Source organism: Brenneria corticis, from assembly GCF_003115855.1.
GTDB lineage: Bacteria > Pseudomonadota > Gammaproteobacteria > Enterobacterales > Enterobacteriaceae > Brenneria > Brenneria corticis.
Genome location: NZ_KZ819072.1, coordinates 1 through 24612, shown reverse-complemented (window position 1 = coordinate 24612; position 24612 = coordinate 1). Strand labels below are relative to the sequence as shown.

16 protein-coding genes are annotated in these 24612 nt (G+C 57.9%); 4 read left to right on the top strand and 12 right to left on the bottom strand.

All coding sequences use genetic code 11. The features are described 5' to 3' along the window. Nucleotides 1-169: 169 nt before the first annotated feature. On the bottom strand, nt 170-1423 hold the full coding sequence (glyA, locus tag DDT56_RS01980) for a serine hydroxymethyltransferase (protein ID WP_136164849.1): 1254 nt from the start codon (nt 1421-1423) through the stop codon (nt 170-172). Between the two features lie 389 nt (nt 1424-1812). On the opposite strand from glyA, the gene paeY reads away from it, so the two are divergent. Beyond that, on the top strand, nt 1813-3489 hold the full coding sequence (paeY, locus tag DDT56_RS01975; protein ID WP_136164848.1) for a pectin acetylesterase PaeY: 1677 nt from the start codon (nt 1813-1815) through the stop codon (nt 3487-3489). A gap of 159 nt (nt 3490-3648) precedes the next feature. Here paeY and glnB read toward each other — a convergent pair whose 3' ends face one another. From glnB to purL, 5 genes are all read right to left on the bottom strand, one after another. Continuing rightward, nucleotides 3649-3987 (bottom strand): nitrogen regulatory protein P-II, encoded by a 339-nt coding sequence (glnB, locus tag DDT56_RS01970; RefSeq protein ID WP_009111867.1) that lies wholly within the window; start codon nt 3985-3987, stop codon nt 3649-3651. Nucleotides 3988-4073: 86 nt separating this feature from the next. After that, the gene (gene glrR, locus DDT56_RS01965) at nt 4074-5411 is read right to left on the bottom strand and encodes a two-component system response regulator GlrR (protein WP_136164847.1); all 1338 of its coding nucleotides are present in this window, start codon (nt 5409-5411) and stop codon (nt 4074-4076) included. After that, the gene (qseG, locus tag DDT56_RS01960) at nt 5408-6265 is read right to left on the bottom strand and encodes a two-component system QseEF-associated lipoprotein QseG (RefSeq protein WP_417903681.1); all 858 of its coding nucleotides are present in this window, start codon (nt 6263-6265) and stop codon (nt 5408-5410) included. The genes glrR and qseG overlap by 4 nt, the downstream gene beginning before the upstream one ends. 3 nt (nt 6266-6268) lie before the next feature. Beyond that, complete coding sequence (locus DDT56_RS01955; RefSeq protein WP_136164846.1) at nt 6269-7705, bottom strand: sensor histidine kinase; 1437 nt, start codon at nt 7703-7705, stop codon at nt 6269-6271. Between the two features lie 793 nt (nt 7706-8498). Continuing rightward, nucleotides 8499-12383, bottom strand: a complete 3885-nt coding sequence (gene purL / locus DDT56_RS01950) for a phosphoribosylformylglycinamidine synthase (RefSeq protein ID WP_136164845.1) — start codon at nt 12381-12383, stop codon at nt 8499-8501. A 320-nt stretch (nt 12384-12703) separates the two neighbouring features. On the opposite strand from purL, the gene mltF reads away from it, so the two are divergent. Beyond that, entirely contained in the window at nt 12704-14149 is a 1446-nt protein-coding gene (gene mltF / locus DDT56_RS01945) for a membrane-bound lytic murein transglycosylase MltF (protein WP_136164844.1), read from the top strand. A gap of 13 nt (nt 14150-14162) precedes the next feature. Here the strand turns inward: mltF and tadA are convergent, their stop codons facing one another. The 3 genes from tadA to murQ form a co-directional block, all read right to left on the bottom strand. Beyond that, the gene (gene tadA / locus DDT56_RS01940) at nt 14163-14666 is read right to left on the bottom strand and encodes a tRNA adenosine(34) deaminase TadA (RefSeq protein ID WP_136164843.1); all 504 of its coding nucleotides are present in this window, start codon (nt 14664-14666) and stop codon (nt 14163-14165) included. Between the two features lie 73 nt (nt 14667-14739). Beyond that, nucleotides 14740-15378, bottom strand: coding sequence for a phosphatidylglycerophosphatase C (gene yfhb, locus DDT56_RS01935; protein WP_136164842.1), 639 nt, complete (start codon nt 15376-15378; stop codon nt 14740-14742). A gap of 237 nt (nt 15379-15615) precedes the next feature. Further along, a complete protein-coding gene (murQ, locus tag DDT56_RS01930) occupies nt 15616-16524 on the bottom strand; it encodes an N-acetylmuramic acid 6-phosphate etherase (protein WP_136164841.1) in 909 nt (302 codons plus the stop codon). A 169-nt stretch (nt 16525-16693) separates the two neighbouring features. Here murQ and lapG point away from each other — a divergent pair, with 169 nt between their 5' ends. Both lapG and lapD read left to right on the top strand, forming a co-directional pair. After that, on the top strand, nt 16694-17380 hold the full coding sequence (gene lapG, locus DDT56_RS01925) for a cysteine protease LapG (RefSeq protein WP_136164840.1): 687 nt from the start codon (nt 16694-16696) through the stop codon (nt 17378-17380). A gap of 9 nt (nt 17381-17389) precedes the next feature. Next, nucleotides 17390-19336 carry a cyclic di-GMP receptor LapD gene (gene lapD, locus DDT56_RS01920; protein ID WP_136164839.1) on the top strand — a complete coding sequence of 649 codons (1947 nt, stop codon included), beginning with the start codon at nt 17390-17392 and terminating at the stop codon, nt 19334-19336. 48 nt (nt 19337-19384) lie between these two features. Here the strand turns inward: lapD and DDT56_RS01915 are convergent, their stop codons facing one another. The 3 genes from DDT56_RS01915 to DDT56_RS25125 all read right to left on the bottom strand — a co-directional run. Next, nucleotides 19385-19729, bottom strand: a complete 345-nt coding sequence (locus DDT56_RS01915; RefSeq protein ID WP_136164838.1) for a tryptophan synthase subunit beta — start codon at nt 19727-19729, stop codon at nt 19385-19387. Between the two features lie 77 nt (nt 19730-19806). Beyond that, on the bottom strand, nt 19807-23532 hold the full coding sequence (locus DDT56_RS25130; RefSeq protein WP_417903683.1) for an immunoglobulin-like domain-containing protein: 3726 nt from the start codon (nt 23530-23532) through the stop codon (nt 19807-19809). 17 nt (nt 23533-23549) lie between these two features. Beyond that, the coding region (locus DDT56_RS25125) for an immunoglobulin-like domain-containing protein (RefSeq protein ID WP_417903682.1) at nt 23550-24601 on the bottom strand (1052 nt) is incomplete at its 3' end. Nucleotides 24602-24612: the final 11 nt, after the last annotated feature.

Below are 24612 nucleotides of genomic sequence, written 5' to 3'. Positions count from 1 at the left end.
CCCTCATTGGTTGGCTACTCTGTCAGAGAGCGGGCGCCGGCGCAATGCGTTATTCACCATAAACGGCGCTAAGTGGGGATGATGCTAAAGATAAAAAAAAACGCCAGCGCAAAGGCTGGCGTATTGACCTACGGCCCCGGAGGCAATATCCGGGGCGATGGCGTTGCTATCAGGCGTAAACCGGGAAACGGGCGCAGATATCCAGCACTTTCCGCTTGGTGCGCTCGATGGTGGCTTCGTCGTTGATATTGTCCAGCACGTCGCAGATCCAGCCCGCCAGTTCGCGCACTTCCGCTTCCTTAAAGCCGCGACGCGTCGCCGCCGGCGTACCGATACGCACGCCGGAAGTGACGAACGGACTCTTGGGATCGTTCGGCACGCTGTTTTTATTCACGGTGATATTGGCGCGGCCCAGCGCGGCATCGGCATCTTTACCGGTGATATCCTTGCTGACCAGGTCCAGCAGCAGCAGATGGTTGCTGGTGCCGCCGGAAACCACGTTATAGCCGCGGTCCAGGAACACCTCGACCATGGCTTTGGCGTTTTTGGCCACCTGCTGTTGATAAACCTTGAATTCAGGCTCCATCGCTTCTTTCAGCGCCACCGCTTTACCGGCGATAACGTGCATCAGCGGGCCGCCCTGGCCGCCGGGGAATACCGCGGAGTTCAGCTTTTTATACAGATCTTCGTCGCCGCCTTTCGCCAGAATCAGACCGCCGCGAGGACCGGCCAGCGTTTTATGGGTGGTGGTGGTGACGATGTGCGCGTGCGGAAGCGGCGACGGGTAAACGTCCGCCGCCACCAGACCGGCGACGTGCGCCATATCGACGAACAGATAAGCGCCGATGCTGTCGGCGATTTCACGCATTTTCGCCCAGTCGACGATGCCGGAATAGGCGGAGAAACCGCCGACGATCATTTTCGGCTTATGGGTGCGAGCCAGTTCCGCCATCTCGTCGTAATCGATCTTGCCGCTTTCATCGATACCGTAAGGAATGACGTTATAAAGTTTACCGGACAGGTTGACCGGGGAACCGTGAGTCAGGTGGCCGCCGTGCGCCAGGTTCATGCCCAGAATGGTATCGCCCGGCTGCAACAGCGCGGTGTAGACGGCAAAGTTGGCCTGAGAGCCGGAGTGCGGCTGTACGTTGGCGTAATCGGCGCCGAACAGCGCCTTGGCGCGATCGATAGCCAGCTGTTCAACCACGTCCACATACTCGCAACCGCCGTAATAACGCTTGCCGGGATAGCCTTCGGCGTATTTGTTGGTCAGCTGAGAACCCTGAGCCTGCATGACGCGTGGGCTGGTATAGTTTTCTGACGCAATCAGTTCGATATGCTCTTCCTGACGCACCACTTCCTGCTCCATTGCTTGCCACAGTTCGGCATCATAATCGGCAATGTTCATTTCACGCTTTAACATCCGCATCTCCTGACTCAGCTAACTTACAATATACTGGAAAACAATCACCCTATTGGGTACTGGCCTATAGTGTAAACCGTTTCTCCCTTTTGAAGATAGGCCTTGACAGAGGTTTTTACGCAAACGATTAGCTACAGGCGGCACAAGGGCTGCGGCGATTTATTCCCCCTGGCGGGAAACGGAATTTTCTTCATCTCCATGCTGTTTTTTCTTCATGTGGACATAATCCATTTTAGCCATCCCGGCTGCCAAAATTAGGTGCATAATACCCCCCTTTATTCTTGCAACAAGCTTGCCCCCATAAAAGGAAGCGCTAACTTCATCCGGCAATCAGCGGCAGCAGCAAAGCAATATTTTTTCGATTATCGCAACAAGGAATAGGGTTAATCATGTTAAAACGTTTTTCCGGTGGTATGACTTTCGTTATTATGACTTCCGCTCTGCTGTTTTCCGCCCCCTGGGCGCCGGCGCACGCCAAATCATCCGCCGCCGCGCATAACGCCACGCCGCCAAGCGCCACCGAAATCATGCCCGCCCTTAAACTGGGGGAAAACACCGCCCTGACGGGCAGCGTGACGCACCGCGAAATCCACCTGCCCGCCACCATTATTATCCGCGATCAGCAGGGCCAGCGCCGGCAAACCCGCACCGACGACGCCGGGAAATATCATATTGACGTTGCAGGATTATCGTCGCCGCTGCGCCTGCTGGCCATCGAATCCGGCGGCACCAACTGCCAGCTCAGCAATATTCCCCGCGCCATTTGCCTCAACGCCCTGGCCCCGACTCTTCAATCCGGCGGCGATAATATCGTCAATATCAACCCGCTGACCGACCGTATCGTTTCCGACGTCGCCGTCGCCGCCGGCTATATCGGCCCGCAGCAATTGTGGGACGACTCCGCGTCGCCCACGCTTAACGGCGTCGCCTGGAAAAAGGCTTACGCCGCGTTTCATGCCGGCTTTAATTCGGCGCTGAAACAGGCGGGCATCGCCGCGCCGGCGCATTTCGATCCCCTGACCTATCCCGCCGCGCAGCAGGACGCCGTCAACAATATTATTCAGGTGATTAACCATAATCGCAGTTATGACAATGATACCGGCTACGCAGGGCATACGGTGCTGACCGACAGCGCGTTTCGTCCGATTGTCGGACTGAGCGGTCAGGGCGGGTATGAGGCGTTGGACTATCGCTTTGCCCGCCAGAATCTGGAGGCGATGCAAAAAGCCCGGACGCGTATTTTCCTGGTGGGGGACTCCACCGCCGCCAGCTACGAAAAGGCGCGCCTGCCGCGCATGGGCTGGGGACAGGTTTTTGAACAGCAGTTCCGTAAAGACGGCGGGGTGAAAGTCGTTAACGGCGCGCGCGCCGGCCGCGGTTCGCGGGACTATTTCTATGCCGGCTGGTTTCGCCAGATGCAGCCGTTGATGAAAGCGGGAGATTTTCTCTTTATCCAGATGGGACACAACGATCAGAACTGTAACAGCGCCAGAGCGGTGCGGGGCATCGCCGACGTCGCCAATCTGTGCACCTACCCCAATAACGCCGCGGGTGAACGCCAATCCCCGCCGGGCAAATCCGACATGTCGTTCCAGACATCGCTGGAGCGCTACGTGAATTTTGCCCGCCAGCATCAGTTGATCCCGGTATTGCTCACGCCGACCACCCGCGTCCGCACCGCCGACGGCAAAGACGGCACTCCCGCGGTACACGGCCACTTTACCACGCAGAACGCGCAGGGAGGCTACGCGTTCGTCGGCGACTACAGCCAGACGATCAAAGAAACGGCCGCGGCCAATAACGTGGTTCTGCTGGATATCGAGTCCGCCACCATCGAGCTGGCCAACAAGGGCAATCGCAATCACTGGAAGCAATACTGGCTGGCGGTCGATCCCGCGCGCTATCCCTTCTACCGCAATCAGAGCGGCAGCCTGAGCAAACCGGATACCACCCACTTTCAGAAAAAAGGGGCGATTGCCGTGTCAGGGATCGTCGCGGATGCTATTCGCCGGACGGCGGAATTAAAAACGCTGGCGGATAAACTGGGCGACGGTCATAAATCGTAGGCGGATCCCCGCCTAGGGACGCGGGGATGACGGGGGTAGTATTCGCGGGGATAACGGTGGCGGTATTCACAAGGATAACGGAAAAGCCGCCTGCGGAGGCAGGTCCCCGCCTGCCGCCGCGGGGACGACCGGCCCAGAATAACGGGCCTAATATAGGCGTTAAATCGCTTCTTCGTCCTCTTCGCCGGTACGGATACGCACCACGCGGGCCACGTCAAAGACAAAGATTTTACCGTCGCCGATTTTACCGGTCTGGGCGGTCCGCATAATGGTTTCCACGCAGGTATCGACGATATCATCCGCCACCACGATCTCGACCTTCACCTTGGGCAAAAAATCGACCATGTACTCGGCGCCGCGATAAAGCTCAGTGTGGCCTTTCTGACGGCCGAACCCTTTCACTTCCGTTACCGTCATCCCGGTGATACCCACTTCAGCTAACGCTTCACGCACATCGTCCAGTTTGAACGGCTTGATAATCGCATCAATTTTTTTCATCAAAGAACCTTATACCTATGTTGCGGCCAAAGCCGGGCATCAGCGAACAAAAAGATTGCCGGAGCCAAACTTACAATCCATTAACCCTATTCTTTAAAATCATTGGCGTCCAACTCATGACGCCCCAACAGCTTATAAAACTCGGTCCGGTTACGCCCCGCCATTCGCGCGGCCTGCGTGACGTTGCCTTTGGCGATCTGCAACAGTTTGCGCAGGTAGTTCAGTTCGAACTGATGCCGCGCCTCGACGAACGTCGGCAGCGCGGTGTTTTCACCTTCCAGCGCCTGCTCGACCAGCGCCTCGCTGATAACCGGCGCGCTGGTCAGCGCCACGCACTGTTCAATCACGTTAACCAGTTGCCGTACGTTACCCGGCCAGCTTGCCGTCATCAACCGTTTCATGGCGTCGGTCGAGAAAGCGCGCACAAAAGGCTTATGTCTTGCGGCCGACTCGCGCAGCAGATGGGTCGCCAATAGCGGAATATCTTCCGCCCGCTCATGCAGCGCGGGCAGCTTCATATTCACCACGTTCAGGCGATAGTAGAGATCTTCGCGGAACTCGCCTTTTTCCATCGCCTTGGGTAAATCACGATGGGTGGCGGAAATGATCCGCACATCGATATCCAGATCGCGATTGCTGCCCAACGGGCGCACCTTGCGCTCCTGCAACACCCGCAACAGCTTGACCTGCAACGACAGCGGCATATCGCCGATTTCATCCAAAAACAGCGTACCGCCTTCCGCCGCCTGAAACAGCCCTTCCCGGCTGCTGACCGCGCCGGTAAAAGCCCCTCTCGCATGACCGAACAGTTCGGACTCCAGCAAAGGCTCCGGCAACGCGCCGCAGTTGATGGCGATAAAGGCTTTTTTCGCCCGCGGGCTGGCGGCATGAATCGCCTGGGCCAGCACCTCTTTCCCCGTACCGCTCTGGCCGTGAATCAACACGCTGACGTCCGACTGGGCGACCATCCTGGCCTGCTCCAGCAGGCGCAGCATCAACGGACTGCGGGTAACGATGGTTTCACGCCAGCTTTCATCGCCGGCCGGGGCGGACAAGGCCATCGCCTCGTCAATCGCCTGGTACAGCGCATCGCGATCGACCGGTTTGGTCAGGAAGCTGAATACCCCCTGCTGCGTCGCCGCCACCGCGTCGGGAATAGAGCCGTGCGCGGTAAGAATAATGACCGGCATGCCGGGCTGATAGCGCTGGATTTCCGAAAAAAGCGCCATACCGTCCATTTCATCCATGCGCAGATCGCTAATCACCAGATCGAAGTGCTCTCTGGTCAGCAGGCGCAAGGCTTCCTGACCGCTTTCCGCCGTCGTCACGCTGAAACCTTCGCTGGTCAGACGCATCCCCAGCAGCTTTAGCAGACTGGGATCGTCGTCCACCAGCAGCAAATTTGCCGCTCTCCGGGCTGTCATTGGCTTTTCGGCTCCTCGGTCGTCGATTGATCCGCCTCCGATTCGGCTGGCGGCGCGTAGGTGTCGTCCGCTTTTACCGCTCCCGAACCCGATTTCGTTGCCGCCTCGCCCCGCGCGCCGTCACGCTCCGCCGCCGGGTTGCGGCGATCGGCGTCGCTCTCGGGCAGTTCGCCCGAGAGCTGTTTACGCGACGAAAGCTGGCGTTCAATGTCCGTCAGGTTTTCCAGTTTTTTCCGGGTGGTCTCAAGCTGATATTGCAGATGGTTTTGCTGGATGCGCAGGGTGTCCAGCTGTTTATCGCTGGATTCCTGCAAACGCTTATAGCGCAGACGCTCATCGGATAACGCCAGAAACAGCGTTTGCCTGTCGCGCCAGGTCTGTATCAGCGGGCGTAATGCGGCGGGAAAGGCGAGACGATATACATTGATTTGCTCCAGCATCTGGCCTCTTTCCGCCTGCGTGATGCCGGCATTATCCAGCAAAATACCCCGCTTGAAGGCATTCTCCCAGCTGTCGGCCTCCAGCCGCTGCGCCTCTTCGCGCGCCTGATACTGGGGCAGGCGTCCGGCGCAATCCATCGCCCGCAGCCAGTAAAGCGCATTATTCATCGCCTCGCGGCCATCCACCCGCCAGAGATACCCGCACTGCGCCATGCGATAGTCGGTTACCTGCTCTTTCGGCGTTGAATTTTCCGTATCCTGCGACGATACGTAGCTGCTCACATTACTGATGCATCCGGCCAATGCCGCTACCGGCAATGACATCACCACGGCCTTTAACACACGGCTAACGGACATATCCAGCACGGCGGGCAGGATGCGCCGCGGGAAAGGACGGGCGAACCATTCATTCATTATCTATTCATTCTCAGAAGTTAATGGCAATTCAATACGAAAACAGACATCGGCATAGTCAACGGTTATCAGGCTTAGCTCGCCGCGCATACGGCGAATACAATCCCGGGCGATACTCAGCCCCAGCCCGCTGCCTTTTACCGCGCCTTTGCGCTGATGGCTGCCCTGATAAAAGGGCTCGAAAATCATACCACGCTCCGCGTCCGGAATCGGCGTACCGCTATTGGCGACGTCAATCTGCACCCGATTGCCGGTCAGACGGCTGCGGATCCAAATGTTACCGGATTCCTCACCATAGTGCACCGCATTGGAATAGAGATTATCGATGACGCGCATCAACAGCGTGGTTTCCGCCCAACAGTGCTCCGCCGCCAGTTCAATAGCGGTATGCATCATTTTCGTCCGGGCGGGCAGGCTGTGGGACGACACCACAATATCGACGATTTCCTCGATTTCGACCCGTTCCAGCTCCGTCGGCGCATCCGCCAGTTTACGATTATAGTCCAGCAGTTGGTCTATCAGCTGCAGCAGATGCCGGCTGCTACCGTCCAGAATGGATACCACCTCTTTCTGATCCGCCGTCAGGGGGCCGGCCACTTCATCCGCCAGCAGTTCGGTGCCTTCGCGCAGGCTCGCCAGCGGCGTTTTCAGCTCATGGGAAATATGCCGGAGAAACTCATGCCGCTGTGATTCCAGCCAGGAAAGCCGCTCGCTCAGCCAGATAATGCGCTGCGCCAGGGAACGAATTTCACGCGGTCCCTTAAAGGTGCTGGTATTGCCCAAAGATCGCCCTTCTCCCAGACGATTGATCATCCGCTCCACCTTATTTACCGGGCCGATGATCATCCGGGTAAACAGCACCACCAGTAACAGGCTGACCAGAAACAGCAGCAGTGACTGCCAGCCGAAAAATCGGCCGCGCTCGGCTATCGCCTGTTGCAGCTGCTGACCGCGGGAAAACACCACTTCACGGGTTATCTGGACCATCTGTCCGTTGGCGCGGGAGAAGTTTTCCAGCAGTTCGGAGGCATCCCGGCCGGGTCCGCTGTTGTGGCAGCTTAACTCCGCAAGCTGGGTTAAATACTGGCGCAGGGTTTGATAATAACGCGGCTCCGGCAGAACGGAGGCGTGGGAATCCAGCATCTGGGAATACTGATTGCGCTGATTTTGGTAGAGCGTCGCCAGCGTCTGGTCATCCAGCACGCAGTACTGGCGATAGCTGCGCTCCATGGCCAGGGCGACGCTGGTCATCGCCTCGCTGCGCCGGGCATCGGTCAAGGTGGTGCGGTTAATCTCCGCCGCCTGTTCGCTGAGGGTGTTCAGGCTTTGATACGCCTGATAAGCCAGCACCAGTAAAGGCAGCAGCACCAGCAGAAAAGCCATGATTACTAACTGTCGCAGGGAACGCGGAAATAAACGCCATCGTTTCAAGGAAATCATCTCATTACCCATCGGTTCGCTCTGATGCTAACTGAATCCGCCAAAAACGTCAGAAACGTTTTTAAACATTGCGTAGCAACGACAAGGTTAACAAGGGTGATCATCAACGGGAGAGGAAAGCGGACTGGACTTGGCATTACGCGGCCGGAAAAATAACCTCTTCCGGCCGCGTAACTGAATAGGCGGTGCCTCACTCAACGTGTCGCCCGATGTTTGATAAAGTCAGCTTGCGCGTACTGTTATCGATCTGGTGGACGATAGGCACCCTTTCTTTTGGCGTCATTCCGGATGTTATGAGCGAATTTATCTGCCAATCAGCAGCGCAATCATAACCAGTTGAATGAGCAACGGTGATTATTATGCACTTATCGTGCCAATTCTCAATAACTAATTTAACGCAATGATTTATATTTAGTTTTTTTAACGACACTTTAGCGAATCACTCTTTCGGCCGCCAATAACGGCGCGAAAACCCGCTTTATGTCGTCAAAAACAGACGTTTTTCCGCTTATGTGATCCAAATCATATAAATCAAGCGGTTAAGTGTCTCCAATCGGAGACAGTAAAATTTGCCTTTGTCGCAAAAACGCGACACAGGGCTATCGCCCTGTTGAGGTTGCTGACAAATCCACTCCACCATAGTCCTCACCGAATACCATTGTCATTCCCGAAATACCACCGTCATCCCCGCGAAGGCGGGGATCTGCGGGCATGACGGAGGGGTAAGGCATGGTGAATAAAAGTGTCTTGACCACTGACGCTTAACACAGTATCTGCTGCGCGCCGAACGCGATTACCCCAGCTGCCGGCGCGCGTTGCGGAACATACGCAGCCATGGGCCGTCTTCACCCCACTCTTCCGGATGCCAGGAGTTGCTGACGCTGCGGAATACGCGCTCGGGATGCGGCATCATCACCGTGGCCCGGCCGCTGGCGCTGGTCACGGCGGTAATGCCGTTGGGCGAACCATTGGGGTTAGCCGGATAATTCTCCGTCGCCTGGCCGTAGTGATTCACATAGCGCAACGCCACCAGATTATGCTGCTCAAGGGCCGCCAGATGCGCCGCATCGCGCACTTCAACCTGCCCTTCGCCATGGGAAACCGCGATGGGCATACGCGAGCCCGCCATGTCGTTCATAAACAGCGATGGGCTCTTCTCCACTTCAACCAGACTAAAGCGGGCCTCAAAACGGTCCGATTTATTGCGCACAAAACGCGGCCACAGATCGGCCCCCGGAATCAGCTCGCGCAGATTCGACATCATCTGACAGCCGTTGCACACCCCAAGCGCCAGCGTCTGCGGGCGCTGGAAGAACGCGGCAAACTCGTTGCGCACCCTAGCGTTGAACAGAATGGATTTCGCCCAGCCCTCGCCGGCGCCCAACACATCGCCGTAGGAGAAGCCGCCGCAGGCCACCAGCGCCTGAAAATCCTGCAGATCCCGGCGTCCCGCCAGCAGATCGCTCATATGGATGTCGACGGCGTCAAAACCGGCGCGGTGGAAGGCCGCCGCCATTTCAATATGGGAGTTAACCCCCTGCTCGCGCAACACCGCCACTTTCGGGCGGGCCTGCCGGGCGATATAGGGCGCGGCGATATCTTCCTGCGGATCAAACGTCAGCGCCACGTTCAGGCCCGGATCGTTGTCATCCTGCTTGGCGATATGCTCCTGATCGGCGCACTGCGGGTTATCGCGCAGACGCTGCATTTGCCAGGTGGTTTCCGCCCACCAGCGGCGCAGCGTGGTGCGGCTCTCATGGTAAACCACCTCGTCGCCGCGGGTAATGAGAAAACGGCCGCCCTCTTCGGCGCGGCCCAGGTAGTGAACGCAATCCGCCAGACCATGGCGGGCAAATACGCTTTCCACTTCGGCCTGACGGGAAGCGGCAACCTGAATCACCGCCCCCAGTTCCTCGTTGAACAGCGTCGCCAGCGCGTCGTCGCCCTGCGCGGCGATATCGACGTTCACGCCGCAGTGGCCGGCAAACGCCATCTCCGCCAGCGTCACCAGCAGTCCGCCGTCGGAGCGATCGTGATAGGCCAGCAGGGCTTTTTCCGCCACCAATTGCTGTATGGCGTTAAAGAAACCGGCCAGTTGATGCGCATTGCGCACGTCCGCGGTATCGCTGCCCAATTGGCGGTAAACCTGCGCCAGCGCGGTGGCGCCCAGCGCCTGGTGTCCGGCGCCCAGGTCGATCAGCAATAGCGCGTTATCCTGCTCGGCGCGCAGCTGCGGCGTCACCGTGCCGCGTACGTCCTCCACCCTAGCAAAAGCGGAAATCACCAGCGACAGCGGCGAGGTGATGGCGCGTTCTTCCTCGCCTTCCTGCCAGCGGGTTTTCATCGACATGGAGTCTTTGCCCACCGGAATGGTCAGCCCCAGCGCCGGGCAGAGCTCTTCGCCGATGGCTTTTACCGCATCATACAGCCCGGCGTCTTCTCCCGGATGGCCCGCCGCCGCCATCCAGTTGGCGGATAGCTTAACCCGGGTCAACGGACCGATATGGGTCGCGGCGATATTGGTCAACGCCTCGCCCACCGCCAGACGGGCGGAGGCGGCGAAATCAAGCAGCGCCACCGGCGCGCGTTCGCCAATCGACATGGCTTCGCCGTAGTAGCCGTCCAGGCTGGCGGTGGTTACCGCGCAGTCCGCCACCGGCACCTGCCACGGACCGACCATCTGGTCGCGCGCCACCATGCCGGTGACCGTGCGGTCGCCAATGGTAATCAGAAAGGTTTTTTCCGCCACCACAGGTAGATGCAGCACGCGCTCCACCGCTTCCGCCAGATAAATGCCGTCCCGCTGTAGCGGCGTGCCCGCCGCCTGCTTGCGCTCGACGTCGCGCAGCATTTTCGGCGTTTTACCCAGTAATACGTCCAGCGGCAGATCGATCGGCTGATTGTTGAAGTGACGGTCGTTCAGCGTCAGGTGCAGTTCTTCCGTCGCCTCGCCGATCACCGCGTAAGGCGCGCGCTCGCGGCGGCAGATTTCGTCAAACAGCGCTAATTGCTCCGGCGCGACGGCCAGCACATAACGCTCCTGCGATTCGTTGCACCACACTTCCAACGGACTCATACCCGGTTCGTCATTCAAAATATCGCGCAGTTCAAAACGCCCGCCGCGGCCGCCGTCGCTGACCAGTTCCGGCATGGCGTTGGACAGGCCGCCCGCGCCCACGTCATGAATAAACAGAATCGGATTCTCCTCCCCCAACTGCCAGCAGCGGTCGATCACCTCCTGGCAGCGGCGCTCCATTTCCGGGTTATCGCGCTGCACCGAGGCGAAATCCAGGTCGGCGTCCGACTGGCCGGAGGCCATTGACGACGCCGCCCCGCCCCCCAGGCCGATATTCATCGACGGACCGCCCAGCACAATCAGCTTGGCGCCGACGCTGATTTCGCCTTTTTGCACATGGTCGGCGCGGATATTGCCAAGACCGCCGGCCAGCATGATGGGCTTGTGGTAACCGCGCAGTTCGCTGCCGTTATGGCTGTCCACCCGCTCTTCATAGGTGCGGAAATAGCCGGTCAGCGCGGGACGGCCGAATTCATTGTTAAACGCCGCGCCGCCCAACGGGCCGTCGATCATGATATCCAGCGCGCTGACGATGCGCTCGGGTTTGCCGAAGTCCTCTTCCCACGGCTGTTCGAAACCGGGGATACGCAGGTTCGATACCGAGAAGCCGACCAGGCCCGCTTTGGGTTTGGAACCGCGTCCGGTTGCGCCTTCATCGCGAATTTCGCCGCCGGAGCCGGTTGCCGCCCCCGGCCAGGGTGAAATCGCCGTCGGGTGGTTGTGGGTTTCCACTTTCATCAGGATATGCGCCTCTTCCTGATGGTAATCATAATTGCCCTGGGCATCGGCGTAAAAGCGCCCGACGGCGGAGCCTTCCATCACCGCCGCGTTATCCTTATAGGCGGATAACACGTGCTGCGGCGTGTGGCTAAAGGTGTTCTTAATCATCTTGAACAGCGATTTCGGCTGCGCCACGCCGTCTATCACCCAGTCGGCGTTGAAAATTTTATGCCGGCAATGCTCGGAGTTCGCCTGGGCGAACATATACAGCTCGATATCCGTCGGGTTACGGCCCAGCCTGGTAAACGCATCCAGCAGGTAATCGATCTCATCTTCCGCCAGCGCCAGCCCCAGGCGGACGTTCGCTTCTTCCAGCGCCTGACGGCCCTGCAACAGGATCTCGACGCGTTTTAACGGCGCGGGCTGGTGATGAGAGAAAAGTTTTTCAGCCTGCCGCATCTCATCGAAAACGCTTTCCATCATGCGATCGTGCAGCAACGCCCCCAGTTGCCGCCACTGTTCATCGTTCAGCGTCGGCGCATGAATGTAGAAAGCCAGGCCGCGCTCCAGACGCAAGACCTTATTCAGCCCGCAGTTATGCGCAATATCGGTGGCTTTGGAAGACCACGGCGAGATGGTGCCGGGACGAGGAGTAACCAGCAGCAGACGGCCTTGCGGTTCGTGTTCGGCGAGAGAAGGACCGTATTTCAGCAAACGCGTCAGTTTGGCCTGTTCATCGTTGTTCAGCGGCGCGCTGACATCGGCGAAATGCACGTATTCGGCATAGATATCACTGATCGGCAAAAAGTGCTCTTTGCAGCGGACAAGCAGTTTATTAATACGAAAAGCCGACAAAGCAGGTGAACCACGCAGTATTTCCATAATCTAAAGTTCTCTCGTCTTCGATGCACTGACTGGCGTGCAGTCATTGGGCGCTACAGGGGGGAAACGCGCGCCATTATAGTGAATCCTGCCCCCGGACGAAACCGTTTGCGCGGTTATTGTTGCACATCGCATGGCGGCATAGGTTAATCATTAACCAAATCAATAAAAGTTGCACGCCGGCGCTTTGTTACGCAAAATGCCCCGACTCTGGGACTTTCGTATAAAAAATCGCCTGGAGCGATTTTCAACGCTGCTTGCGGCGGCCCTTAAGGGTGGCTACAGACTAAGAGGCTGGCAAGCCGCAGAGAGACGACTATTTGAAGCGTTTAAAATTAAACTATTTTTTCATCGGGGTTATCACGCTGCTGCTGGCGCTGGCCTTATGGCCCAATATCCCCTGGCGCAGTAGTCAGGACGATCAGCTCAGACAGATCCTTTCGCGCGGCGAGTTGCGGATCAGCACCATCGACTCGCCGCTGACTTACTATCTCAGCAAAAGCGCCCCGGCAGGTCTCGATTATGAACTGGCAAAACGTTTCGCCGACTATCTCGGCGTCAAGCTGGTGGTTTCGTCGCGTAAAAATCTTGACGATCTGTTCGACGACCTGGATGACGACGATGCGGATATACTGGCCGCCGGGCTGATCTACAATCATGAGCGCCTGGGGCGTTACCGCGCCGGACCGACCTATTATTCGGTCTCGCAACAGCTGGTGTATCGACTGGGGAACGCCCGTCCCAAAACGCTGGAAAAGTTGACGGGCCGCCTGGCCGTAACCTCAGGCTCCGCGCACGTCGCCACGCTGCGCGATCTGAAAACCGACAAATATCCGCAGTTAAACTGGGAGTCGGCTTCCGAGCTGACCACCCAGGAGCTGCTGAAAGAGGTGGTTGACGGAAAACTCGACTATACGCTGGGGGATTCCGTCACCATCGGTTTAATGCAGCGCATCCATCCGCAGCTCGCCGTGGCATTCGATCTCAGCGATGAAGAGCCGGTCACCTGGTATATGCGGCGCTCGAATGACGACAGCCTGGCGGCGGCGTTGCTGGATTTTTTCAGCCGCATCGTTGAAGACGGCACTCTCGCCCGGCTGGAGGAAAAATACCTGGGCCACGTGGGCGAGTTTGATTACGTCGACACCACCACCTTCCTGCGCGCCATTGATGAAACCCTGCCCGATTTCCAGCCGCTGTTTGAAAAATACGCGACGGAGATCGACTGGAAACTGCTGGCCGCCATCTCCTATCAGGAGTCGCACTGGAATCCGCTGGCCACCTCGCCGACCGGCGTTCGCGGGCTGATGATGCTCACCCGCAACACGGCGGAAAGTCTGAACGTGACCGACCGTCTCGACCCGGAACAGAGCATTCGCGGCGGCGCGCAATATATGTCGCATATGATGCAAAAAATGCCCGACACCATTCCCGACGATGAAAAGATCTGGTTCGCGCTGGCGGCCTACAATATGGGGTACGCCCATTTGCTGGACGCCCGCAAACTGACCGCCAAACAGCAAGGCAATCCGGATAGCTGGGTCGATGTGAAAATACGCCTGCCGATGCTGAGCCAGAAGCGTTACTACACGCAGACGACTTACGGCTACGCGCGCGGACAGCAAGCCTACAGCTACGTGGAAAACATTCGTCGCTATATGGTAAGTCTTGAAGGGTATTTGCTGGAGAAAGAGGCCAGGGCAAAACTGCGGCTGTTGTCGGCGCAGGCTTATCCGGCCGTGGCGCCGGATAAAGTACCGGATTAGGCCGACGCCGCGCTTAATTCGCGGCCTTTTTTTCCGCGTCCCGCCGCGCTTTGTGCTGCTCGCGGCGCCGGCGGAAAAAAGCGCTCAGCGTGGCGGAGCATTCGGCGGCCAGGATGCCGGAATCGACGACGATCTGATGATTCATGCCGGGATGGCGCAGAATATCCACCAACGACCCGGCGGCGCCGGTTTTTTCATCCGCCGCGCCGTACACCAGCCGGCCGATGCGGCTGTGGATCATCGCCCCGGCGCACATAATGCAAGGCTCCAGCGTAACATACAGGGTGGTATGCAGCAGTCGGTAGTTCCGTAACGCCGCTCCGCCCTGCCGCAGCGCCATGATCTCGGCATGGGCGGTGGGATCATGGTGCCCGATCGGTCGATTCCAGCCTTCGCCCACCACCTGGTTGTCCAGCACCAGCACCGCGCCGACCGGCACCTCGCCTTCATCCTGAGCGCGCCGGGCCAGCGTCAGCGCATGGCGCATCCAATATTCATCATCCAGTACGCGGCTCACGATATCCTCTTACGCTATTTTCTGCTGTCACTTTTGGCGGCGGGCATTATACACGGACAACGCCGGAGAGGAATTACTCCAGCTGTTGCAAACTTCCCTTGGGCGTCACCCGCCAGCGATGCTCGCAAAAATAGAGCAGCGGATTATCCTGTTTACTGTCGCTATAGCCGCTATAGAGCTTCAGCGGCGCGCCCAGTCGCCGTTCCATCTGAATGACTTTTTCCTGCCCCAGACAGCGCAGCGTCAATACCCAGCCGCCGCAGCGCCGGTTTATCTGGCTTCCCATTAGCCGGACGCCGGGCAAAAAAGGCGCATCATGGTAGACCTGCTCCACCAGGCGCTGAGGCGAACCGGTTACCAGCCAGACCTGCGCCTGGGTATCCTGTAAATATTCTTTCAGCCGCTGCTGTACCTGCGGGAAAGGCGTCACCTGACGGCGAAAGTGACTGACGAACAGCTGTTCCAGGCGCACCAGATTATCTTCGCGGCGGCCAAAGGTAATCGCCCATAACAGCCAGCTCATCGGCCAGCGGGCGGCGCGGCCGCGCACCAGCAAACCGGCGCCGATAACCGGCAATAGCGGGACCACCAGCAGCAGATTGAGCGGCAACCGCCTGAGCAAAAAGCGCAAAAAACTACCGAACATATCCTGTTGATGCAGCGTGCCGTCCAAATCAAAAAACACGATGCGCAGGTCTGGCTTATCACTCAAAACGTTACTCCTCGGCAATCCGTTAATAAAAATAAGAGACGATGCTATACAAACCTTTCACCACCATCATCCCCGTCATCCCCGCGAAGGCGGGGATCTCATGCAACGCCGGGCTGCCAGTAAAAGCAGGTCCCTGCCTACTACCGCAGGGACGACGGAGAGTGGTTGCCGGAACGACGGAGGTACTGGTTAATTGACAAAGATTTTCCATCCATCAGACAACTCCCCTATCGTGCATCAGGCAATCAGCGCCTCGCGCAGATAGCCATTATGCCGTATCAGCTTCTGTCGTGCGTCTTGCGCGCTCACACCGCTCAGAATCATCAGAATAGCAGGTTTCACCTCATTCCCCGTCTGCGCTAACGCCTGCCGCGCCGTCTCCGCATCCGCGCCCGTGGCTTCGATGACTATCCGGCAGGCCCGATCCAGCAATTTGACGTTGGTGGCTTTCACATCCACCATCAGATTCTGGTACACCTTGCCCAACTTAACCATGACGCCGGTGGAAATCATATTCAGCACCAGCTTTTGCGCCGTTCCCGATTTCAGCCGGGTCGATCCCGTCAATGCTTCCGGGCCGACAAGCGGCGAAATGGCCACCCGGGCCTCCCGGGCTATCGGAGAGTCTGGATTGCAGGAGATGGCCGCGGTACGACAGCGCAGACGGCGGGCATAGCGCAAAGCGCCGATAACATAGGGCGTTCTGCCGGACGCCGCCAGACCGATCACCATATCATCCGCCGCGAGATTGAGCGCGACAAGATCGGCCTCGCCCAGCGCCGGATCGTCCTCCGCCCCTTCCACCGCGTTAAGCAACGCCCCCGGACCGCCGGCTATCAGGCCGATCACCAGCCCGTGCGGCACCCCAAACGTCGGCGGGCACTCCGCCGCATCCAGCACTCCCAAACGGCCGCTGGTTCCCGCTCCGAGATAAATCAGCCGTCCTCCGGCTTGCAGCGCCGCCGTCGCCAAATCGACCGCGTCGGCGATCGCCGGCAATACCTGGCGAATAGCCTCCGGCACCTTTTGATCTTCCTGATTAAAAGCCCGCATCATTTCCAGCGTAGAGAGCTTGTCCAAATCCATCGTGGCGGGATTACGGGTTTCCGATACCAGTTTCCCTAAATGGAGAACACCTGAATTCATCTTGCTTACCTCATGCATTGCGCCGCTCTTTTTCTTGCCGCGTTATCCTGCTGCCATAGTAATCACTTTTTGCCGCTATAAAAGTAAGATATTCTGCAACTATATCTATAATTTGATTTATTCGTCTGCGCGCGGTTGAGACTGCCCGTTGGGCACACAGAGAACATCGGTGCAATACCTCTTGCTTAAGGCATCCTGTTACAAGCTTTTTCTCGTCTGCTGTCTGCTGTTACTGCTGGCGGGCTTTCTGCGCGCGGAGTGGGACTTCCCCCTTATTACCCAGCGCACGGAGCAGCTTTACGGCCCCGCCGCGCCGGAAGCCAGACGAAGAATTAACGAATGGCAGGCATTGCTGACCGCCCAACGCAATGCGGGGGAACAAAAACAGCTGGAAGCCGTGAACCGTTTTTTTAATGACCGCTTGCTGTTTCGCGATGATAGGGTCATCTGGAATCAGGAAGACTATTGGGCCAGCCCCATAGAAGCGCTGCGCAAAGGCGCGGCGGATTGCGAAGACTACGCGATCGCCAAATACTTCACCCTGCGCCATTTAGGCGTAGCAAGTGAAAAGCTGCGCATCACTTACGTAAAAGCGTTGCGTCTTAATCAGGCCCATATGGTGCTTACCTATTATCCGACGCCGACTTCGATCCCTCTGGTGCTGGATAACCTGACGGGCAAAATTCAACCTGCGACCCAGCGCACCGACTTACTGCCGGTTTACTCCTTTAATGGAGAGGGATTATGGTTACCGGGCGCCAGCGGCAACAAGCGCGTCGGCGACAGTAAACGGCTTTCGCGCTGGCAGGCGTTATTAACCAAAATGCGCGCCGAGGGATTTTCAATTGAGGAGTAGGATGAGGCTATGTCTCTATACAAACAATTACTGATAGCCATCTGCCTGTTCGTGCTGATTATTTTCAGCGGGAGTTTTTTCGTCAGCCTGGAAAACTCCCGCGAGCACTCCAATAACCAGCTGCGTTCCCACGCTCAGGACGCGGCAACCGCGCTGGGGTTGTCCCTGACGCCGAATATTGACGATCCGGCGATGGTGGAGCTGATGGTCAGCTCCATCTTTGACAGCGGCTACTTTTCCAGCATCCGCATTCGCGATTTGAAAACGAATAACATTACCCTGGAGCGCACCGCGTCACCGGAAGTGCCCGACGTTCCGGCCTGGTTTGTGCGGCTGGTTAATCTGCAACCCGGCGCGGGCGAGGCGATAGTCATGCGCGGCTGGGAACAGGCTGCCAAGGTGGAAGTGGTCAGCCACCCGATGTTCGCCGTCACGCGGCTGTGGAAAAGCAGTTCGGCCACGCTTATCTGGCTGCTCAGCTGCGGTACGCTCGGGGTGTTGCTCGGGGCGATACTGCTGCGCCGCCAGCTGCGCCCGCTGGACTATATGGTCCAGCAGTCGCTGGCCATTACCCGCCGCGAGTTTCTCAGCCAGCCCGATCTGCCCAGCACGCCCGAGTTCCGCCGCGTAGCGCAGGCGATGAATCAGATGGTCAGCAAGCTGAAAACGCTATTTGAGGAAGAGGCCGAACGCAGCGAACGCCTGCGTCAGGAAGCCTATCAGGACCCGCAGACCGGTCTGGCCAACCGTCGCGCTTTCGATATTCAGTTTCAGAACAAACTTGCCGATGACGAGACGTCACCGGGCTTCCTGATTATGATCCGCATTCAGGATCTATCGGGCATGAACCAGCGGCTGGGGGGACATCGCACCGACACGCTGCTGGCTTCCATCGGACAGATCATCCGCACAACCCAAAAGCAGAACGTCACCACGGAAAGCCTGTCCGCCCGTATCCGCGGCGGCGAATTCGCCCTGCTCTGCCCCGGACTGGTGGATAAGGAAGCCTTCGCCCTGATAGGCGAGCTGACGCGCAATATTGAAAGCCTGTACTTGACCGGTGAAACCGACGTCTCCCCGGTGGCCAGATTTTGCATGGTGCCGTTCCGCCCCGGAGATAGCGCGCAATCCCTGCTGATACACGGCGACCAGGCGCTGACCAATGCCGAAAGCCATTCCGACACAACCACCGTCGACCAACCGCTGCAAACGTCGGAACAGGTGGAAACCGACCGGCATATGTGGTTTAACCGCCTCGATCCGATACTGGAACAGGAACGGCTGCAGCTTTTCCTGCAACCGGTGGTGGAGTGTCTCAACCCGGATAAGGTGCTGCATCATAAGGTGTTGGCAAGAATTGAGGATGAACAGGGAAACAGTATTGCCGCGGGCCGCTTTCTTCCGTGGGTACAGCGTTTTGGCTGGAATACCCGACTGGATCAGGCGATGCTGAAACTGGTATTGGATTATCTGCGCCGGCATGAGGGAACGCTGGCGTTAAGCCTCTCCTGCAACACCGTCCTCGACCTGTCTTTAATGGCTCGATTACTGGCGCCGCTGAAACAGCAGCCTCATCTGGCCGAACGCCTGATTCTGGAATTAGATGAGAATCAGTTGCCGGATTCCACGCAGTTTGATGCGCTAATCAAGCTGCTGAACGAATATGGCTGCGCGCTGGGGCTTCAGCACTTCGGCGGCCGCTTTAATATGATCGGCAATTTATCGCAATGGGGTCTGGCTTACCTGAAAATAGACGGCAGCTATATCCGCGATATCGATCGTGAAGAGGATAAAAAAATGTTTATTGAAGCCATGTATCGCGCCACCAATAGCATAGCGCTGCCGCTTATCGCCGAACGCGTGGAAACAGCCGGTGAACTGGCCGTACTGCAGGAAATGGGGCTGCAAGGGGCAATGGGACGTTTGCTGGGAGAACCGGCGCCGGCCACCAAGTAACAACAGGTTATGCTGGGGCGACGTCAGCGGACGACGCCCTTACAATACTCAGAACATACTGTCATCGTCATCATTGAGTAACTTGTTCAATCCGCCGTTCAATGCTTCACGCGCCTGCGCCCGACCAATCAGTTTCAACTGCGCCGCCAACGGGAAATCCGTAATGTTGATGACGCCTTTATCGATGAGTACCTGAATCAAATCTTCAAGTACCCGCACCATTTCCAGGTCGCTTTGGCGCAGCTGTTGCAAACCGTCCAACGCCGTTTGATGACTTTCGTACCACGCCAACGCCTCCGTTGAGTCCTCAGCCAGTTCACCATTCATTTCAGGAAAAGGACTCTTCTCAACCTTGATCAGGTGACCGTTACCATTACGCTGGATATAAAACATACTCAGAGACCTTGTTAAGCGTTCTTGATAAAGAAAGGAACCTCATCGCCTGAGGTTCCACTCTACGCAATGCCTCGTCAGCCCTGGGATTGTTCCGGCTTGCTGACTAAACTTTCCAGAGACGGCAAAGCACCGCTATAGTGATCAAGCGTAATGGATACCGCCGCCGTGCCTCCGCTATCGCCCGTGAAATTGCCTTCCGTGCTGACTTCAATCGTCGGCGATCCATTACTTTCCGTAATGCGGATATAGTTGCTGATATCCGTGCCCTCCTCCAGTTCACCGACCAAATCGCTTAAATCGATCCTGTCGCCTTCGCCGGCATTGAAGTCTTTGATAACGTCATGGCCGACATCCCCGGACTGCCACTTAAAGATGTCAGCCCCGGCACCGCCGGTCAACACGTCATCGCCCGCGCCGCCGATCAGAATATCGTCGCCGGTCCCGCCGAGCAGGGTGTCGTCGCCGTCGCCGCCATACAGGATATCATTACCCGCACCGCCGATCAGCGTATCATCGCCGCCCTGACCATACAGAATGTCGTCGCCTGCGCCGCCGTTAAGAATATCGTTGCCGTCACCTGAGGATGACAGGTTGAATTCATCGCTGTGGGCGACGATATAATCATGCATCGACTTGGCGGTTACCGATGACGTATCGCCGTCCGTCGTTTTATCGGCGATATATTGCTGCAAGGCGTTATATCCGTTGCTTTCAATATGATTAAACTTGACCACGTCGCCGAACAGGACGTCGTGCCCAATCCCGCCGGAAACCGTATCATCCCCCGCCGGCAACTGGGTATTGCTCCCCAGTATCGCCTCACTGAGAGCGGAAGGGTCGATATCGGACTGCACCTGGCCGTCGCTGTCGAAATGCTGCAAATCGGCGGCGCTCAGGCTCTTACCCAGACCAATCGCCTCAACGACGGACAGCGCGCCAAGGATGGCGAACGTGTTGATGGAGTTTGTCCAGGTGGCGTAGTTGGTTCCATTACCCAATCCCGCGCGGGAGGAGACTTCAAAGGTGCCGTCGCCCTGCGCGCGCAGTTGCCCGAGTTTACTGCCCCAATAGGAATATACCTGACCCTGGCTATCCACCACCACGCGTTCCCGCCCGTTGATGGTCACGCGTACCTCTTCGCCCGCCTGATAATTATCCACATCCAGAATATCATCCAGCCGCAGCGTGGCGCCCCACCGGTCGGTGGCGATGACCGGATTGGTGATCTCACTGCCTTGATAATACGTCGGCTGACCGTCGGTAATAAAATAGGTCAGATTATTGCCGGCATTGCCGGTTACCTGATCGCTTAGGAACCAGTTGGCCGTCGCTTTAAATACATCCTCATAGTTGGTGCCGCCGCCGGCCCTCATGCTGTCAAGCGTGGCGGTCAATTTCGACAGCGCATCGCTGTCCGCCAGATTGACGGACACCGTCTGCTGCACCTGGCTGTCGAAATCCGCCAGGAACACATTCACCGTTCCCGCATTGGCGCCGCCCGCGCTCTCGCTCAGGCTATTAAACACTTTTGTCAGTTGCGCCTGCGCATTGGTCATATCTGCGTCAGACATACTGCCGGACGAGTCGACGATAAAGGCGATGTTATAGTTCTCCCCGTCCACCACCTGTAGACCGGCGACGTCGGAAACGACGATATCATTGCTAAGCGTCCCGCTAATATCATCATCACCGGTAGACCCGACGATCACGCCATACTGCTCGACCTCTTCCGATGAGTAGCCCACCGCCGAGTCATGATTCAGCGACTCGGTCGATGTCGCTTCGGCAATAACATCGAACTTGCCTGCCGACACCGGGACCCGAATGCTGATATCCGCGGTGAACGACTGCGCGTTGCCGGTATTGGGGATCAGATAGGTCCCCTCGTCGCCCACGGTATAAAGCACCGTATCGCCGGAAACGATTTGCGTGCCGGCCGGCAGACCGGACAGGGTAATGCCGGACAGCGTTTCGCTGCCGTCGGTATCCGTCAACGCGGCGGAGACGGTGATGGAATGCGCCTGATAGCCGCTTTGCGCCGGGATCACTTCGACCGTGGTGGTGCCGTCATCATCCGCCACATAGGTGGAGCCATCGCCATAGATCACGCCTTCCAACTGGTTGCCGCTGCTGATTAGCTGACCGTTGCCGTAAACGTTCACCCCGTCGAACGTATTCACATTGCTGGCGGCATTGTTGTTGGTCGAGTTGCTGACGGTGTATTTAGACGTATCGCCGTCCTGAAGGAAAATATAGTCCGGCGACGTGCCGCTGGCTTCCGAACCGCCATTGCCGCTGACCTGATTCAGGCCGCGCTTGGTGCCGTCCTGAATATAGCCGGAACCGTCATGCACCACGTAGACATCGCTGTAGCTACCGCTGCCGTTGATATTCCCCTGGTTGTAATAGGCAACGACGCCGTTACCCACCACCGTGGGAACCGGATCTCCCGGCGTCAGCCAGACGCGCACGCCATCGCCGATAGCGACGATCTTGCCGTCCTGAACATCGAACCCGCCGTTCTCACTGCCGCCGTTGACCTTGATCGTCCCCGGTATCAGCGTGGTTTCACCACTGGCGATGGTCAGGCTGACATCCGGCGCATCCGCCACCGGCGTGATATTGATATTTAACGACGCGCTATCGCCAACGTTTCCGGCGCTATCGACCGGCTGATACTCAAATCCGCTGTAAGGGGCGCCGGCGGCATTAGTCACCGCTTCAAATCTCAAATCGCTATTTTCCGCCGTAAACACCTGCCCGACGCTTACCGCTTTCCAGCTACCGCCATCGTTAAAGTACAGGGTCCCCTCGCTGGCCGGCGGCAGAGCCGATATAACGATACTGGCGGTGTCGGCAGAGACGCCAAGCTCGCTCCAGCCAATATGCAGCGGCGTATCTTCCGAACCGGTTACGGAACTGTCGTTAGCAACCGGCGGCGTAGTATCCGCTACCGTAGCCGGATCGCCCAGCCGCAGATCTTCAAAAGTTTTTCCCGTCACGCCGGCGTCAACGAGGCCCAATGTAACGCTGCCCGCATCGGCGCTCTGCGCCAGCACGGTATAGGCCGCACTCTGCTCGCCGGCCCGGATGGTCACCGTGTCGCCATTGCTCAGGGTAACCAGCAGATCGTCGGTCAGAACCCGATCCACCTTGACGGTAAATGCCGCCTCCTGCGCTTCGGTCATATCGCCGTTGCCAGCGATTGTCACGTTGACGGTATCGATGGTGTCGGTGACGTTTACCGTCGCATCGCCGCCCAACTGCAGATCTTCAAAGACCTTTCCGACCACATCCGCCTTGTCGAGGCCCACGGTAACGCTGCCCGCATCGACGTACACATCGTCGCCCTGCGCCGGGACGCTATAGGCTGCGCTCTGCTCGCCGGCACGGATGGTGACCGTGTCGCCATTGCTCAGGGTGACCACCAGATCGTCGGCCAGCACCCGGTCTACCTTGATGGTAAAGACCGCGGCCTGTGCTTCGGTGACATCGCCATTGGACTCAATGGTGACATTAACCGTATCCACCGTATCGGTGACGGTTACTGTTGCCGTATCGCTGGTATCTAATTGCTCAAAGTTATGCTCCCCCGCGTTGGTTACGCTTAGGGTGTAGCTTTCACCATCTTGGTAAACATCGTCGCCCTGTACGGCAAACGCGCTCGAGGTGCCGGTTGTTGCCCCGGCGGCAAAGGTGATGGTCGCACCATTGCTTAACGTGACCGTAAAGGCACGATCGGTGGGATTACTCAGCGTGGCGCTGACGGTGGCGCTATCACTGCCTTCCGCTACCGTGATATCGCCCAGCGTTAGCNGTTACGCTTAGGGTGTAGCTTTCACCATCTTGGTAAACATCGTCGCCCTGTACGGCAAACGCGCTCGAGGTGCCGGTTGTTGCCCCGGCGGCAAAGGTGATGGTCGCACCATTGCTTAACGTGACCGTAAAGGCACGATCGGTGGGATTACTCAGCGTGGCGCTGACGGTGGCGCTATCACTGCCTTCCGCTACCGTGATATCGCCCAGCGTTAGCGTGGTGGTATCGGTGGTGTCGCTAATCTGCACCGTAGCTGGAGCACCCAGTTGTAAATCTTCAAAGGTTTTGCCAGCCACTTCCGCCTTGTCGAGACCCACGGTGACACTCCCCGCATCGGCGTACACATCGTCGCCCTGTGCCGGCACGGTATAAGCCACGCTCTGCTCGCCGGCACGGATGGTGACCTGCTCACCATTGCTCAGCGTTACCACCAGATCGTCGGCCAGCACCCGGTCTACCTTGACGGTAAAGACCACATCCTGTGCTTCGGTAACGTCGCCGTTGCTATCGATCGTCACGTTGACGGTGTCGACCGTATCGGTGACGGTTACTGTCGCGGTATCGCTGGTATCTAATTGCTCAAAGTTATGTTCACCCGCATCCGTTACACGGAGGGTATAGCTTTCACCATCTTGATAGACATCGTCGCTCTGCACAGCAAAGGCGGATGAGGTAGCGATTGTCGCTCCGGCTGCAAAGGTAATGGTGGCGCCGTTACTTAACGTCACGGTAAAGGCTCGGTCGGTCGGGTTACTTAGCGTGGCGCTAACTGTAGCGCTGTCGCTGCCCTCCGCTACGGTCACATCACCCAGCGTTAGCGTGGTGGTATCGACCGTGTCAGTAATATTTACCGTCGCATCGCCACCCAGTTGCAGATCTTCAAAGACCCTGCCGGCCACACTGGCATCGGTGAGCCCCAGAGTTATGCTGCCCGCATCGGCGTACACATCGTCGCCCTGCGCCGGCACGCTATAGGCCACGCTCTGCTCGCCGGCACGGATGGTGACCTGCTCGCCATTGCTCAGCGTTACCACCAGATCGTCGGCCAGCACCCGGTCTACCT